The organism is Stenotrophomonas sp. 93052_Sma (assembly GCF_056481145.1).
In genome coordinates this window covers 4,843,756-4,859,358 of sequence record NZ_CM151134.1, presented here as the reverse complement: position 1 = coordinate 4,859,358, position 15,603 = coordinate 4,843,756, and the positions used below count along the sequence as shown (strand labels likewise).

14 protein-coding genes and 2 pseudogenes are annotated in these 15,603 nt (G+C 67.2%); 9 read left to right on the top strand and 7 right to left on the bottom strand.

The window, feature by feature from the left end; genetic code table 11:
• The first annotated feature begins 2 nt into the window (after window positions 1-2).
• The 5 genes from ACZK2V_RS22685 (at window position 3) to ACZK2V_RS22665 (ending at window position 4,937) form a co-directional block, all read left to right on the top strand.
• Window positions 3-737 carry a suppressor of fused domain protein gene (locus tag ACZK2V_RS22685; RefSeq protein ID WP_486322852.1) on the top strand — a complete coding sequence of 245 codons (735 nt, stop codon included), beginning with the start codon at window positions 3-5 and terminating at the stop codon, window positions 735-737.
• 46 nt (window positions 738-783) lie between these two features.
• The gene (locus ACZK2V_RS22680) at window positions 784-1,749 is read left to right on the top strand and encodes an NAD-dependent epimerase/dehydratase family protein (protein ID WP_486322851.1); all 966 of its coding nucleotides are present in this window, start codon (window positions 784-786) and stop codon (window positions 1,747-1,749) included.
• Between the two features lie 89 nt (window positions 1,750-1,838).
• Entirely contained in the window at window positions 1,839-2,561 is a 723-nt protein-coding gene (locus ACZK2V_RS22675) for a glycosyltransferase family 2 protein (RefSeq protein ID WP_010482377.1), read from the top strand.
• The gene (locus ACZK2V_RS22670; protein WP_005414908.1) at window positions 2,561-2,908 is read left to right on the top strand and encodes a lipid-A-disaccharide synthase N-terminal domain-containing protein; all 348 of its coding nucleotides are present in this window, start codon (window positions 2,561-2,563) and stop codon (window positions 2,906-2,908) included. The genes ACZK2V_RS22675 and ACZK2V_RS22670 overlap by 1 nt, the downstream gene beginning before the upstream one ends.
• Window positions 2,909-3,164: 256 nt before the next feature.
• A complete protein-coding gene (locus tag ACZK2V_RS22665; protein ID WP_486322850.1) occupies window positions 3,165-4,937 on the top strand; it encodes a DUF885 domain-containing protein in 1,773 nt (590 codons plus the stop codon).
• A 133-nt stretch (window positions 4,938-5,070) separates the two neighbouring features.
• On the opposite strand, the gene ACZK2V_RS22660 is transcribed toward ACZK2V_RS22665, so the two are convergent.
• The 5 genes and pseudogenes from ACZK2V_RS22660 to ACZK2V_RS22640 form a co-directional block, all read right to left on the bottom strand.
• Window positions 5,071-8,280 carry an efflux RND transporter permease subunit gene (locus ACZK2V_RS22660; RefSeq protein WP_486322849.1) on the bottom strand — a complete coding sequence of 1,070 codons (3,210 nt, stop codon included), beginning with the start codon at window positions 8,278-8,280 and terminating at the stop codon, window positions 5,071-5,073.
• Window positions 8,281-8,290: 10 nt separating this feature from the next.
• On the bottom strand, window positions 8,291-9,496 hold the full coding sequence (locus tag ACZK2V_RS22655; RefSeq protein ID WP_486322848.1) for an efflux RND transporter periplasmic adaptor subunit: 1,206 nt from the start codon (window positions 9,494-9,496) through the stop codon (window positions 8,291-8,293).
• Window positions 9,493-10,742: pseudogene (locus ACZK2V_RS22650) on the bottom strand (TolC family protein). The gene ACZK2V_RS22655 and the pseudogene ACZK2V_RS22650 overlap by 4 nt, the downstream one beginning before the upstream one ends.
• A gap of 56 nt (window positions 10,743-10,798) precedes the next feature.
• Window positions 10,799-11,134, bottom strand: a complete 336-nt coding sequence (locus tag ACZK2V_RS22645; protein WP_486322847.1) for a hypothetical protein — start codon at window positions 11,132-11,134, stop codon at window positions 10,799-10,801.
• A 345-nt stretch (window positions 11,135-11,479) separates the two neighbouring features.
• On the bottom strand, window positions 11,480-11,869 hold the full coding sequence (locus tag ACZK2V_RS22640; RefSeq protein WP_486322846.1) for a RidA family protein: 390 nt from the start codon (window positions 11,867-11,869) through the stop codon (window positions 11,480-11,482).
• A 108-nt stretch (window positions 11,870-11,977) separates the two neighbouring features.
• Between ACZK2V_RS22640 and ACZK2V_RS22635 the strand changes: the two are divergent.
• Together ACZK2V_RS22635 and dnaQ are read left to right on the top strand one after the other, a co-directional pair.
• Window positions 11,978-12,869 (top strand): annotated as a pseudogene (locus ACZK2V_RS22635) (LysR substrate-binding domain-containing protein).
• Window positions 12,870-12,924: 55 nt separating this feature from the next.
• On the top strand, window positions 12,925-13,434 hold the full coding sequence (dnaQ, locus tag ACZK2V_RS22630) for a DNA polymerase III subunit epsilon (RefSeq protein ID WP_005411640.1): 510 nt from the start codon (window positions 12,925-12,927) through the stop codon (window positions 13,432-13,434).
• Between the two features lie 13 nt (window positions 13,435-13,447).
• On the opposite strand, the gene ACZK2V_RS22625 is transcribed toward dnaQ, so the two are convergent.
• Window positions 13,448-14,662 carry a glycosyltransferase gene (locus ACZK2V_RS22625; RefSeq protein WP_486322845.1) on the bottom strand — a complete coding sequence of 405 codons (1,215 nt, stop codon included), beginning with the start codon at window positions 14,660-14,662 and terminating at the stop codon, window positions 13,448-13,450.
• Window positions 14,663-14,940: 278 nt separating this feature from the next.
• Here ACZK2V_RS22625 and rpmB point away from each other — a divergent pair, with 278 nt between their 5' ends.
• Together rpmB and rpmG are read left to right on the top strand one after the other, a co-directional pair.
• On the top strand, window positions 14,941-15,177 hold the full coding sequence (rpmB, locus tag ACZK2V_RS22620; RefSeq protein WP_005411638.1) for a 50S ribosomal protein L28: 237 nt from the start codon (window positions 14,941-14,943) through the stop codon (window positions 15,175-15,177).
• Between the two features lie 10 nt (window positions 15,178-15,187).
• Window positions 15,188-15,355: a 50S ribosomal protein L33 gene (gene rpmG / locus ACZK2V_RS22615; RefSeq protein ID WP_170272460.1), complete on the top strand. Its 168-nt coding sequence runs from the start codon at window positions 15,188-15,190 to the stop codon at window positions 15,353-15,355.
• On the opposite strand, the gene ACZK2V_RS22610 is transcribed toward rpmG, so the two are convergent.
• Complete coding sequence (locus ACZK2V_RS22610; RefSeq protein ID WP_177179512.1) at window positions 15,348-15,491, bottom strand: hypothetical protein; 144 nt, start codon at window positions 15,489-15,491, stop codon at window positions 15,348-15,350. The genes rpmG and ACZK2V_RS22610 overlap by 8 nt on opposite strands.
• Window positions 15,492-15,603 lie beyond the last annotated feature (112 nt).

The window sequence follows — 15,603 nt, the reverse complement described above, 5'->3', positions numbered from 1 at the left end:
ACATGAGCAACGAATACGAGGACGTCAGCCCGGACGGCACCCAGATACTGGTACATCGCCGCGAAAAGGACTTCGCGCTCGCCATCGGCGAAGAACAGCACATCGAGGCAATCAGCGCCCACCTCGAGCGCCATCTGGGTCCGGTGTCCGGTGTCTTCCACGAGATCATCTCCGACCTGGTGCACATCGACGTGCACGTGGTGCCGGCCAATGACCAGTTCCCGTACCTGCGCCTGGTCACCTCCGGCATGAGCGACCTGCCGATGACCGTGCCCGCCGAGGTGGATGCGGACGTGCCGCGCTACATGGAGCTGATGGTGACCCTGCCGGCCGACTGGCCGATGTCCCAGGACGCCTTCGAGGACGAGCGCAATTACTGGCCGGTGCGCCTGCTGAAGGGCATGGCGCGGCTGCCGCACGAGTACGACACGTGGCTGGGCTTCGGCCACACCATTCCCAACGGCCATCCCAGCGAGCCCTACGCGCCGGGCGTGGGTTTCGACGGTGCCATCGTGCTGTCGCCGGTGACCGCCCCGGAGGACTTCGCCACGCTGGCGCTGGAGGACGGCAGAACCATCAGCTTCATGAGCCTGGTTCCGCTGTACCCGGAAGAGATGGACCTGAAGCTGAAGAAGGGCGCCGACGCCCTGCTCGACCGCTTCGATGCGAAGCAGATCAACGATGTGATCGAGCCTGGCCGCGTCAACGTGGCGAAGAAGCGTTTCGGTTTGTTCTGAGACCGGTAACATCAGGGGCCTGAATTTCTGCTTCCGGGCCCCTGCCATGACCATCCTGCTCACCGGCGCTGCCGGCTTCATCGGTGCCTACACCGCCCGCGCGCTGCTGGAGGCGGGCCAGCCGGTGGTCGGCCTGGACAACTTCAACGACTACTACGACCCGCAGATCAAGCGCGACCGCGTGGCCGCGCTGTGCCCGGCGCTGGACCTGCGCACGCTCGACCTGACTGATCGCGAAGGCCTGGCGGCGCTGTTCGATGAAGTGAAGCCGACTGCGGTGATCCACCTGGCCGCACAGGCCGGCGTGCGCTATTCGCTGGAAAATCCGCAGGCCTACGTCGACAGCAACCTGGTCGGCTTCGTCAACATGCTCGAGCTGTGCCGCCACCGTGGCGTGCAGCATCTGGTGTATGCGTCGAGCAGCTCGGTCTACGGTGATTCGGCCACGCCGCCGTTCTCCGAGGACCAGCGCGTGGACCAGCCGCGCTCGCTGTATGCGGCCACCAAGGCGGCCAACGAGCTGATGGCCTACACCTACGCGCAGCTGTACGGCCTGCATGCCACCGGCCTGCGCTTCTTCACCGTGTATGGCCCGTGGGGCCGGCCGGACATGGCACCGTTGCTCTTCTCGCGCGCGGTACTGGCCGGGCGGCCGATCGACGTGTTCAACGAAGGCCGCATGCAGCGCGACTTCACACATGTCTCCGACATCGTGTCCGGTATTCTCGGCGCGCTCGCGCATCCGGCCGATGGTCCGGTACCGCACCGGGTGTTCAACCTCGGCAACCATACGCCGGTCGAGCTGGAGCGCTTCATCAGCGTGATCGAGCAGGCCGCCGGTCGCCCCGCGCAGAAGGTCTACAAGCCGATGCAGCCGGGCGACATGGTGCGCACGATGGCCGATACCCGGCGCGCCCATGACGCATTCGGCTTCGACGCGGTGACCCCGATCGAAGAAGGGTTGCCCCCCGTCGTGCAGTGGTGCCGCGAGTATTTTGGCGACCGCGCCTGAGGACGGATCCTCACACAGCCGGATTCATCTTCGGATAACCTCGGCTTCGGAGAATGCGCGGTCTTTGTCCCCCTTTGGCCGAGTGCCTTATGAGCCAACCCGAGCTTTCCGTTGTCGTCCCGGTGTTCAACGAACGCGACAATGTCGCCCCGCTGGTTGCCGAAATCACCGCCGCACTGCGTGGGCGGCTTCCGTTCGAGATCGTCTACATCGACGACCACTCGCGCGATGACACCCTGGCGGTGCTGCAGGGGCTGAAGGCGACCACGCCGGAACTGCGGGTGCTGCACCACGTGGACCAGAGCGGGCAGAGCACCGCCGTGCGCACCGGCGTCAAGCACGCACGTGCGCCGTGGATCGCGACCCTGGATGGCGATGGCCAGAACGATCCGGCCGACATTCCCAAGCTGCTGGCCGCGCGCGATGCCGCCGAGGCGCAGGTGAAGCTGTTCGCCGGCTGGCGCGTCAACCGCCAGGACAGCGGCAGCAAGCGCTGGGCCAGCAAGTGGGCCAATGCCATCCGTGCACGCATGCTGCGCGACGATACGCCCGATACCGGCTGCGGCATCAAGCTGTTCGAGCGCAGCGCGTTCCTCGACCTGCCCTACTTCGACCACATGCACCGCTACCTGCCGGCGCTGATGCAGCGCGCCGGCTGGAAGACCACCAGCGTGCCGGTCAACCACCGCCACCGTACCGCCGGTGTCTCCAAGTACAACAACCTCGGCCGCGCCCTGGTCGGCATCCGTGACCTGCGTGGCGTGGCCTGGCTGATCACCCGCAGCAAGCGCACCGCGGTGGAGGAGCGTTGATGGATCTGGAGCTGCACTGGCTCGACCAGCCGCTGACCTGGTTGTACTGGACCGGCCTGCATGTGACCGGCTGGAAGCTGATCGGCTACACCGGCGCGCTGATGTTCGGCGGCCGCTGGCTGGTCCAGTTTATCGCGTCCAAGCGTGCGGGCAAGCCGGTGATCCCGCGCCTGTTCTGGTACATGAGCGTGGTCGGCAGCCTGATGACGCTGAGCTACTTTCTGTTCTCGGCCAAGCAGGACTCGGTGGGCGTGCTGCAGAACCTGTTCCCGGCGTTCACCGCGCTGTACAGCCTGCAGCTGGACATCAAGCACCGGGGCTGGAAGCGGGACAAGGCCAGCCACTAGGTCTTCGGGGCCTCATCCGGTAGCTGCCGACCTTGGTCGGCGCTGGTTTGGGGGCCAACCAAGGTTGGCCGCTACCGGAGCCCCGGTCTGCCACGCTACGGTAGATGCCGACCTTGGTCGGCGCTGGGTTTGGGGGGCCAACCAAGGTTGGCCGCTACCGGGGCCCCGGTCTGCTGCGCAGGCAGGACCTTCGTCCCATGCCACGGGCCGTGGGCGGTGCCATCATCGGGGTCTGCCTTCCCGGGAACCTGTGCTCGTGAAAACCCGTCTTGCCGTTGCCCTGCTGATCGCCCTGTCCACCCCCGCCGTAGCCCTGGCCGCACCGCCCGCCGCCGCCGCGCCGGCCAGCGTGGCCACCGAATCGCCCGCCGATGCCGCCTTCCGCGCGCTGTACGAGAAGGAATGGAAGTGGCGCCAGGAGGGCGGCGGCGAGGCCAGCGAGGACGAGGACGCTCCGGCCAATGCCACCCGCATGCCCGACGTCGGCCCGGCCGCGCAGCAGGCGCGCCTGAAGGTGTGGGATGAAACCCTGGCTGCACTGAAGAAGATCGACCCGAAGACCCTGTCGCCCGACAACCAGGTCAACTACGCGATCTACCGCGATCAGGTGTTCAACCTGGCCGAAGAAGTGCGCCTGCGTGGCTACGAGATGCCGTTCAACGCCGACTCCTCGTTCTGGTCCAACCTGTCCTTCATGGCCCGGCGCGAGATGAAGACCGTGCAGGACTACCAGAACTACATCGCACGGCTGAACGATGTGCCGCGTTACTTCGGCCAGCAGACCGAGAACATGCGTGCCGGCCTGAAGCGTGGCTTCAGCGTGCCGCGTGCCGTGCTCGATGGCCGCGAAGTGTCCATCGCCACCGTCGCCGAGCTGAAGGACCCGACCGGATCGCCGTTGTACGCGCCGTTCAAGAAGCTGCCCACCACCATCCCGGCCGCCGAGCAGGCCAGGCTGCAGGCGCAGGCGCGTGAAGCGATCAGCGGCAAGGTGGTGCCGGCGTTCCAGCAGCTGCGCACCTTCTTCGTCAACGAGTACGTGCCGCAGGCGCGCACCACGCTGGCCGCCGAAGCGATGCCGGGCGGCAAGGCGTACTACAAGCAGCAGATCCACGAATACACCACGCTGGACCTGTCGCCGGACGAGATCCATCGCATCGGTCTGGATGAAGTTGCACGCATCCAGAAGGAAATGAACGACATCATCAAGCAGGTGAAGTTCAAGGGCAGCTTCGCCGAGTTCCTGACCTTCCTGCGCACCGATCCGCAGTTCTATGCGAAGACGCCGGAAGAGCTGCTGTCGCGCGCCGCATGGATCTCCAAGCGGGCCGACGGTCAGCTCGGCAAGTACATGACGTTGCCGCGCGCGCGCTTCACCATCGTGCCGGTGCCGCCGGACATTGCACCGTTCTGGACCGCCGGCCGCGGTGGCATGGGCACCTACTGGCTCAACACCTACAACCTGCCGTCGCGCCCGCTGTACAACCTGCCGGCACTGACGCTGCATGAGTCCGATCCGGGCCACGCGCTGCAGGGCGCCATTGCCGCCGAACAGAAGAACCTGCCCGAGTTCCGCCGCAATGCCTACATCTCCGCCTATGGCGAAGGCTGGGCGCTGTACTGCGAGAAGCTGGGCGTGGAAATGGGCATCTACGAAACCCCGTACGAGGATTTCGGCCGCCTGACCTATGAGATGTGGCGCGCCGCGCGCCTGGTGATCGACACCGGCGTGCACAGCAAGGGCTGGACCCGCGAGCAGGCGCTGGCCTACCTGCGTGACCACACCGCGCTGAGCGAGCATGAAGTGACCACCGAAGTGGACCGCTACATCTCCTGGCCGGGCCAGGCACTGAGCTACAAGCTGGGCGAGATCGCCATCGTGCGCCTGCGCGCGCAGGCCGAGAAGGAACTGGGCGACAAGTTCGACATCAAGGGCTTCCACGACACCCTGCTCAAGCAGGGCTCGGTGCCGCTGCCGGTACTGGAGCAGCAGATCCAGGCCTACATCGCCGAGCGCAAGAAGGCCTGACCGTGCAAGGGTAGTGCCGGCCGCTGGCCGGCAACCCGCATGCACCGCAAACGTTCGACATTGCCGGCCAGCGGCCGGCACTACCCCTGATTGGAAAACGGGGTCGGATCGCGGGATCCGACCCCGTGGTCTTTCAGCCCACTGCCCGCGGCTTGGCCACGCGTGCTGCAAAGGTCGGCAGCACCAGCAGGGTCAGCACGGTGGCGGTGATCAGGCCACCGATCACCACCGTCGCCAGCGGCTTCTGCACTTCCGCACCGGAACCGCTGGCGATCGCCATCGGAATGAAGCCGACGATCGCCACCAGCGCCGTGGTCAGCACCGCACGGATACGGCTCGATGCACCGTTGATCGCCGCCTGCAGCGGCAGGTCACCGGCATCGAGGCGCTCGCGGATCGCCTGCATCAGCACCAGGCCGTTCAAGGTGGCCACGCCGGACACGGCGATGAAACCAACCGCCGCCGACACCGAAAACGGCATGCCACGCAGCAGCAGCGCGAGAATGCCGCCGACCAGCGCCAACGGCACGCAGCTGAACACCAGAATGGCTTCCTTGCCGCTGCGCAGGGCCATGAACAGCAGGCTGCCGATCAGCAGGAACACCACCGGTACCACCGTTGCCAGCCGCTTCTCGGCGCGCTGCAGGTTCTCGAACTGGCCACCCCAGGTCAGGTAGGCGCCCGGCGGCAGTGCCACGTCGGCCACCGCCGCTTGTGCTTCACCGACGAAGCCACCCAGATCACGCCCACGCACGTTGGCCTGCACCACCACTCGGCGGCTGCCGTTGTTGCGGCTGATCTGGTTCGGCCCTTCGCTGACCGTGATGCGCGCGACCGACGACAGCGGAATCACCAGCCCCGATGGCGTTGCAATCGGCAACGACGCCAACTGGTCCGGATCGTTGCGCGAGGCATCGTCCAGGCGCACCACCACGTTGAAACGGCGGTCGCCTTCGAAGATCTTGCCGGCCGCCGTGCCACCAATGCCGGTGGACAGCGCATCACTCACGTCCGCGGCAGTCAGGCCGTACTGCGCCGCCGCCACGTGGTCGATGGCCACATTGAGCGTGGGCAGGCCGGAGATCTGTTCCACCCGCACGTCGGCCGCACCGTTCACCGCACGCAGCTTCAACGCCACCTGGTCGGCCACCTTCTGCAGCTGGCTGAAGTCATCGCCGAAGATCATCACCGCCAGGTCGGTACGCACGCCGGAAATCAGCTCGTTGAAGCGCAGCTCGATCGGCTGGCTGAATTCGAAACTGTTGCCCAGCTGCTGCCCGGCCAGCTTTTCGAAGCGTGCTACCAGTGCATCCTTGCCCAGTTTCGGATCCGGCCAGTCCTTGCGTGGCTTGAGCACGATCACGCTGTCGGAGATGTTGGTCGGCATCGGGTCGATCGCCGCCTCGGCGGTACCGGTGCGCGAGAACACGGTTTCCACTTCCGGCTGTTTGGCAATCGCCTTTTCCAACGCCAGCTGCATCGCCAGCGACTGCTCCAGTGAGGTCGACGGCACGCGCAGGGCCTGCATCGCCACGTTGCCTTCGTCCAGCGTCGGCATGAACTCGCGGCCCAGCAGCGAGAACGAACCGATACCCACCACCACCATCATCACCGCACCGGCCAGCACCGTGCGCGGATGCGCCACGGCTTTGCGCGCCACTGGTTCGATGCGCGCACGCAGCATGCGGATCAGCTTGGTTTCGTGCTCGCCATCGTCAGCATGTGCATCGCCGTCCTTCACCTTCGGCTCGCGCACCAGCAGTGCGGCCATCGCCGGCACGAAGGTGAAGGAGAAGATGAAGGCACCGATCAGGGCCAGCATGAACGTGGCCGCCATCGGGTGGAACGTCTTGCCCTCCACGCCTTCCAGGGTAAGGATCGGCGCGAACACCAGCAGGATGATCAGCTGCCCGAAGGCCGCAGGGCGCGCCATCTTCATCGCCGAATCGGCGGCCACGCGCAGGCGTTCCATCGCGGTCAACGCACGGCCCAGTTCGGCGCGGCGCTGGCCCAGCATCAGCAGCGTCGACTCGACCACGATCACCGCACCGTCCACCAGGATGCCGAAGTCCAGCGCACCCAGGCTCATCAGGTTGCCGCTGATGCCGAAGCGGTTCATGCCGATCACCGCGAACAGGAACGACAGCGGAATCACCAGCGCGGTGATCGTTGCCGCACGCAGGTTGCCCAGCAGCAGGAACAGCACCACCACCACCAGCAGCGCACCCTCGGTGAGGTTCTTGGCCACGGTCTTGATGGTGGAATTGACCAGCACGCTGCGGTCCAGCACCGGTGCCGCCACGATGTCGGCCGGCAGCGACTTGTTCACCTGTTCCAGGCGCGCGGCCGCGGCCTGGGCCACGGTGCGGCTGTTGCCGCCGGCGATCATCAGCGCGGTGCCCAGCACGGCTTCATGGCCGTTGCGGCTGGCCGCACCCAGGCGTGGCGCGCGGCTCAGCTCGACCTCGGCCACATCGGCCACGCGCACCACCACGCCATTGCGGGTGGCCACCGGGGCCTGTGCCAGATCGTCGGTGGTCAGCGCCAGGCCGTCAGCACGTACCACCAGGCCCTCGCCGGCACGCTGCACGAAACCGGCACCGGCCTGTACGTTGGAACGCTGCAGGGCAGTGACCAGATCGGCCAGGCCGAGGCCGTGCGCGGCCAGTCGGGCGCTGTCCGGATGCACGCCGTATTCCTTGACGTAGCCGCCGACCGTATCGACGCCGGCCAGCCCCGGGCTGGAACGCATCTGCGGCGCGATGATCCAGTCCTGCACGGTGCGCAGGTAGGTGGCACGTTCTTCCGGCGTACGCAGCAGATTGCCTTCCGGCGTGCGGTAGACCTCGCCGGCCTGCCAACCCGCTTCACCGGGCTTGGCCAGCCTGGCCGGATCGAACGCCGTGAAGTCCACCGTCCACATCAGTACCTCGCCGAGGCCGGTGGTGACCGGCGACAGCATCGGCGACGCGCCATCGGGCAGGTCTTCCGATGCCTCGCGCATGCGTTCGGCCACCTGCTGGCGGGCGAAGTAGATGTCGGTCGCATCAGTGAAGATCGCGGTGACCTGCGAGAAGCCATTGCGCGACAGCGAACGCGTGGTGGTCAGGCCGGGAATGCCGGCCAGCGCGGTTTCCAGCGGATAGGTCACCTGCCGCTCGATCTGCTCCGGCGTCAGCGCCGGTGCCACCGTGTTGATCTGCACCTGGCGGTTGGTGATGTCCGGCACCGCGTCGATCGGCAGCTTGCCCAGCTGGAACAGGCCCACCGCAGCAATCAGCGCCGCCATGAACACCACCAGCCAGCGGTGGCGCACCGCTGTTTCAATGATCAGCTTGAACATGGTCGCTTCCTCAGTGGCCGTGCTCGGCTTCGCCCTTGGCCAGTTCGGCCTTGAGCAGGAAGGCGTTGCTGCCAACGATGCGCTCGCTGCCGGTCAGGCCACCGAGGATCTCGATGCGGTCACCGGCACGGCGCCCAGCCAGCACCGGCTGCGCCTTGAAGCCGCCTTCGACGGCGACGAACACCGCGCTGCTGCCATCGACGTTCTGCACTGCATCGGCCGGGACGCTGAGCGAGTCGTCCTGGCCTTCGGTGACCACTACGGCCGATACCGGCGAACCGGCCGGCGGCAGCGACGCATCCACCGGCGTGGCACGGATGACCGCGACGCCGCCCTGCTGGCGCACATCGGCGGCCGAACCGGTGACGGTGGCGGTGAAGCTGCCACCCGGCACGCTGACTTCCAGCTTCATGCCGGGCGTGACCTGCGCGGCCAGCGCGGGCGGTGCGGTGAACACCAGCTCGTTCATCGTCGGGTCGGCGACGTCGGCCACCGCGCTGCCGGCGGCGACCACTCCACCCGGGGTGACCTGCACGTTGCCGACGATGCCGGCTACCGGGCTGGTGATGCGCACGCGACCGCTGCTGTCCGGCGAACCGTTGGCGGCGGCTTGAGCCTGCGCGGCGGCGGCCTGGGCCTGTGCCGCCAGCGAACGTGCGCGCGAGGTTTCCATTTCCTGGCGGGCGACCACGCCCTGGTCGACCAGCGCCTTGTCGCGGCCATAGGCCAGGCGCGCGGCTTCTGCTTCGGCCGAGGCGGCCAGCGCATTGGCGCGGAACACCGCGGCCTCGCCACTGACCACGATGGCCAGTGCCTGGTTCTGCTTCACCGCCGTGCCCGGCGCGACCAGCACGCGCTCGACGCGGCCGGTCACCGTGGAGGCCACCGACGCGCGTGCGCCGACCGACGGTTCGACCCGGCCGGACAGGCGCGTGGAACCACCGCCACCGCGACCGATCGCGACCACTTCAATACCGGAGGCCTTGATCTGTTCCTGGGTCAGCTGCACCACGCCTTCATCGGCGTCGGCGGGGGCTTTGGCGGTTTCCGCCTTGGCCTCCTTGCTGCCGGCGGCATGGCCGTGGCCATCGTCGGTGCCGGCCTTGGCCGCAGCGGGGTTTTCATTGGCAGGCGTCTGCGCGTTGCCGGCGCAGCCGGCCAGCAGCATGGTCAGCAGCACGCCGCCGATCAGCGGGAAAGTACGGGAGAGAGTCATTTGGCCTCCACAAAAGGTGCGCGCCCTTCCAGGCGGGCAAGATCGATTTCCGCGGCGACGCGCGACAGGCGCGCATCCACGGCGGTGCCGCGGGCGGCGATGAGGGCGCTGCGCGTGCTGCGCAGTTCCAGCTGCGAGATGCGTCCGGCGTCGAAGCCAATGCGGGCCAGGCGATACGCCTCTTCGGCGGCGACCACGCTTTCATCGGCGGCGCGGGTACGGCTGCTGGCGGCCTTCAACCCGGCCACCGCAGAGAGGCGCTCGGCCTCGCTGTCGCGGCGCTGCTGGTCCAGGCGCGCTTCGGCCGCGCGCTGGTCGGCATTGGCGGCGCGGATGCCACCGCGGTTGCGGTCGAACAGCGGGATGCTGAGGCTGACCCCGAGGTTGTAGGCACGCTCGCCGCCTTCGCGGAAGCGGGTCTGCGCGGCGGTGACACTGAGGTCGGGCAGGGCACGCTTGCGCTCCACCTCGACCAGCTTGCCCGCCGCATCGGCTTCGGCTTCGGCAATGCGCACCGCCAGCGCCACGTCGGTGGCACCGCGCGGCAGCGGCGGCGCACGGTCGAGCAGGCTGTCGTTGATCGACTGCACCGGTGCATCCAGCAGTGCAGCACCGGCCAGGCGGGCCAGCGCGGCGTCGCGGAACGCCTGCGCTTCATCCAGCGCTGCGCTGGCGTTGGCCACCTCGCTCTGCGCCTGCACCGCACGCAGCTGCGGTTCGCGGCCCTGCTTGACCAACGCGTTGACGGCGTTGGCGTCAGCGCGGGTGAGGGTCAGTGCTTCTTCGGCCAGGGTGTAGCGGCGCAGTGCACTTTCCGCCTGTGCGTAGACCACCGCCAGCTGGCTGGCCACGTCGCTGCGGCTTTGGGCACCACGCAGGTTGGCGGCCTGTGCTTCGGCCCGGGCCGCACGGACGCGCGCCACGCTGGCCCCAGACCTCCAGCGGCTGGGACAGGGTGAGCACGGTATCGGCCTTGCCCATGCCGCCGTAGGAGCCGGTGCCCCAGGCATTTTCAGCTGAGTAGGAGAGGGAAGGGTTGGGCAATGCACGGGCCTGGTCGGCGCGCGTCGGCGGCCTCGGCCAGCGCCGCACCCACGCGGGTGCCGGGCAGCTGGTCCAGGCGTTCAAGCAGGGTGTCGTAGGAAGGGGCGGCTTGCGCCATCACCGGTGCCGCCGGGGCCAGGCCCAGCAACACGGCGACGACCAGCCCGGCCGCGCGCGGCGACCGAGGTGTCAGGATCGACATAGGGGGATTCCGGTTGTGAGTGAAACGGGAGCCCGCAATCGCGGGACGCGCTCAACTCACGCCCGGGGGGGACGCGTCAATTCATCCTGGGCGACCGCATAGGTCGCCGCGTCGCCGGCATTCATCCAGCGCGCCGGCAGCGGCGCACCGAAGGCGGCGAAATCGTTCGCCGGCAGGCTCAGCGTGGAGTGGTGGCAGTGGTTATGCGTGCAGGCACCCGTGTGCTTGCTGTCGCTGTCACCGCCTGCATCGTCCGCGAGGGATTCGACATGGGCGCTGCTGGCATGCGGTTCCACCGCACACACCAGTGCGTCGGCCACCGGCACGACCACGAATGCCGCCATCAGCAGCATCATCAGGTACGTACGCAGTTGGCGGGTGATCCGGCGCATGGAGGGGAGGCTAGCAAGCGGTTTTCGCCGGATACAATATCAATGGCCACCTCGGGAATTCGTCGGAACCTCCCGTTCAGGTGCGCCGGGCACGCCAGCTCTGGCAGGTGCCGACCTCCTGCCCTGGTGGGTGTCGACCTTGGTCGACACGCTTTTCGACCCCCGACACTTTGCTGCCGGCCAGCGGCCGGCACTACCGGTCTGCAGGCAGCTTCGCGATCACCTTGATCTCGAACTGGAACCCATACAGCCAGGTTATGCCGACTGCCCTGGTAGGTGTCGACCTTGGTCGACACGCTTTTCGACCTCCGACACATTGCCGGCCAGCGGCCGGCACTACCCGTATCACGGCAGCTTCGCGATCACCTTCATCTCGAACTGGAACCCATACAGCCAGGTCACGCCGATGCCGGTCAGGGTCGGGTGCGGCGCCTCGCCCCAGTACTCGGGCACGATCGCCCAGGCCTTCTCGAAGTTGGTTTCCGGATCGACCAGGAACACGGTCACGTCGATCACGTCATCGAACGTGCAGCCGGCAGCAGCCAACACCGCATTGAGATTCTCGAACGCGCGGCGCACTTGGGTTTCGAAATCCGGCTCGGGCGAGCCGTCCTCGCGGCTGCCGACCTGGCCGGAGACGAACAGGAAGCCATTGGATCGGATCGCCGGCGAGTAGCGGTTGCGCTCGTACAGGGCCTGGCGGCCGGCGGGGAAAACGACATCACGCTGTGACATGGGGAAGATCCCGTGGGAGAGAACGCCATCCTCCGCGCCAGCGCTGTCTGGATAAACCGCGATGATCGGCCTAGATTGATTGCCAATTCCAAACAATCACGGCCCACAATGGACCGTTTCGAGGCGATGCGGGCGTTTGCCCGCGTGGTGGAAACCGGCAGCTTCACCCGCGCCGCGCAGACCCTGCAGATCAGCCGAACCACGGTCACCCAGCTGGTGCAGCAGCTGGAGGCGCACCTGCGGCTGCGCCTGCTCAACCGCACCACGCGCCGGGTCAGCGTCACCGCCGACGGCGCGGCCTACTACCCGCGCATCGCCCGCCTGCTGGCCGAGCTGGAAGAAGTGGAGGGCGGGCTGGGCGACGCGGCCACCCAGCCACGCGGGCGGCTGCGCGTGGATGTGCCCGGGCCGTACGCGCGGTTGCGGCTGGTGCCGGCGTTGCCGGATTTCCAGGCGCGCTACCCGGAGATCCAGCTGGACATCGGCGTGAGTGACCGCGAAGTCGATGTCATCGCCGACAACGTCGACTGCGTGATCCGTGGTGGCACCCCGGCCGACCCGGCACTGGTGGCGCGACCGCTCGGCGCGCTGCCGATCGGTTTCCACGCCAGTCCGGGCTATGTGCAGCGTTTCGGCCTGCCGACCGATCCGCGCGCTGGAAGGCCCCGATCACCACATGGTCGGCTTCCTCAGCCCGCGCAGTGGCCGCGCACGCGTGTTCGTTGCACAGCGCGGCGATGAACGCGTTGAGGTGCAGGGCCGCTATACGGTCGGCTTCGATGATGGAAACGCCTATCTGGCCGCTGCGTTGGCGGGGTTAGGCGTGGTGGCGCTGCCCAGCTACATGGCCGAGCCGCACGTGGCGCGCGGCGAGCTGCTGCCGGTGTTGCAGGACTGGCAGCTGCCGCCGATGCCGATGCACGTGATGTTCCCGCCGAACCGGCACATGAGCCAGCGGCTGCGGGTGTTCATCGATTGGGTGGTGGAAGCGTTGGGGTGAGTGCATCGGCCGCGTGCGAGAATCGGCGTGCACGGACTGGAGAACGCACACTTTGATGAGCCGCATCGTTGCACTGGATACGGAAACCACCGGCATCTCCCACCGCCTGGGGCACCGGGTGATCGAAATCGGTGCCGTCGAACTGATCGATGGCCAGCTCACCGGCCGCCAGTTCCACACCTACCTGCAGCCGCAGCGCAAGGTGGATTGGGGCGCACAGCGCGTGCACGGCATCAGCGATGCGATGCTGGTGGGCAAGCCGCTGTTCTCCAGCAAGGCGGCCGAACTGCTGGAGTTCCTGCGCGGCAGCGAGATGGTCGCGCACAACGCCACCTTCGATGTGGGCTTCCTGGACAACGAGCTGCGCCTGTCCGGCATCCCCGGCACGCTGGCCCAGCACTGCCGCATCACCTGCAGCCTGAAGCTTGCGCGGGGACGCTGGCCGGGTCAGGGCAACAAGCTGGATGATGTGCTGCAGCGCCTGCGCATTCCCAGCCAGCGCGGCCTGCATGGCGCGTTGAAGGATGCGCACCTGCTGGCGCAGGTGATTCCGCACCTGCGCTGAGGCCTGGCCGCTGTCACACCGGCCGCAACCAGCGTTCGATCATTGCTACGCCACATGCCACCCCGTCCTCATGGCGCATCGCCGCGCCCAGGGCAGCAGCGCGTGTACGCGTTGCGTGGGTTTCAACAAAGGTGATGGCCGCTGCCAGCGTCGCTGCATCCAGTCGCTTCGCTGACAGCGGCGCCGGTGCCACCCGCAACCGATACAGGCGATCGGCCCAGAAGAACTGATCTGCGGCGAACGGCATCACCAGCGAGGGAATGCCGGCGCGGCAGGCCGAATGCGTGGTGCCGCTGCCACCGTGATGGATGGCGAATGCGCAACGCGGGAACAGCGCTTCGTGTGGAGTCGGCCCCAGTACGAAGACCGAATCGGGCAAGCGCATCGCAGGCAGTCCCACCCAGCCAGGAAACAGCAGCACCCGGCGTGGCGCCAGCGCCTGCAGCAGGGCCGGCAACACGCGCTCGCGATCAAAGCCGGTCATGCTGCCGAAGCCCAGATACACCGGCGCCGGGCCGGCATCGAGGAAGGCCTGCAGATCGGCCGGGGGTATCCAGGGCGCATCAGGAAGGCGCCATTGGCCACAGACGATGTGGTCGGCCGGCCAATCCGCCGGTGGCGGCAGCAGCTGCGGCGAGATGCCATAGAGCATCGGCAGGCCGGGCCACAGCGAGCGGCGCGGCGATTGCCCCAGCTGCTTGCGGGCTGCGTTGATCGGCCGACGGAACTGGCGCCAGATCAGGCCGTTGACCAGCCCATAGCTGGCGCGGTTCAACCAGCCCGGCGAGCGTCCCGGTGGCAGGAACGGAGAGCGGAAGGCCCGCGTCGGGGTCAGCGGGATCATGCCGGTGCCGATGACCGGCATTCCGCGGCGTTCGCCCACGCTCATGCCGACAAAGGCCGCCAGCCCACCCGTCAGGATCGCGTCGCAACCCTCGGCCGCCGCGTCCGCCTGCCGCATCCAGCCAGTGACATGCTGCAGCGCCATCCGTGCCAGTCCGCTACTGGCGGCGGCAACACCGTTGCCACGCGAGACCAGCGCGACCACTTCGTCATGGATATCACCTTCCAGGGACGCATGGGGCACATTCAGCGCCTGCGCGCTGCCCAGCGTGCCGCCATCGGCCAGCAGTGTCACCTCGTGGCCTGCGCCAATCAGCCCATGGCAGAGCATGGCCAGCGGACGCGTATCGCCTTCGGTTCCGTAGGTCAGGGCCAGCAGCCGCATGGAAAGCTCCGCAGTGAACCGGGCCAGTATGCCGGTTGGTGGGCTCCCGGCCCTCCCGGTTCAGTCCCGGCCTGTGGGTAACTTGCGCAAGTGCTTGAACCCGTGCATAATGCGCGGCTCGCTGTGTCCGGTTTTCTACCGGGCGGCGCCCCCGGGAGCACGTCCCCGGCCGCCCAACGCCAGCGTAACCCTTTGATTCTCTTGACGTGTGGTGGGCAACCATCGAGGCCGCCGTCTCCCGGGCTACGGGCTGACACAACTTACTATCGAGGTGCGCAATGTCCCGCGTATGCCAGGTTTCCGGCAAGCGAGTGCAGACGGGTAACAACGTCTCGCACGCCAACAACAAGACCCGTCGTCGTTTCCTGCCGAATCTGCATGAGCGCCGCTTCTGGGTTGCCAGCGAAAACCGCTGGGTGAAGCTTCGTGTTTCCGCGCATGCACTGCGCACCATCGACAAGAACGGCATCGATTCCGTTCTGGCTGAGCTGCGTGCGCGCGGCGAAAAGGTCTGAGGAGTAGACGATCATGGCAGGCAAGCGCGATAAGGTCCGTATGATTTCGACCGCTGGTACCGGTCACTTCTACACGACCGACAAGAACAAGAAGAACACCCCGGGGAAGATGGAATTCTCCAAGTACGATCCGGTCGTGCGTAAGCACGTCCCGTACAAGGAAGGCAAGATCAAGTAATCCGCAAGGATTGCTGATCCCCGCGAAAAAACCCGCCCTTGTGGCGGGTTTTTTCATGCCTGGCATCCAGATGGTGGGTGCCAACCTTGGTTGGCAACTTGTCCCGCCCCCGGTAGGTGTCGACCTTGGTCGACACGCTGTCCCTTCACCCGGTAGGTGCCAACCTTGGTTGGCACGCCGTCCCCACCCCCGGTAGGTGTCGACCTTGGTCGACACGCTGTCCCCCACCCGGTAGGTACAAACCTTGG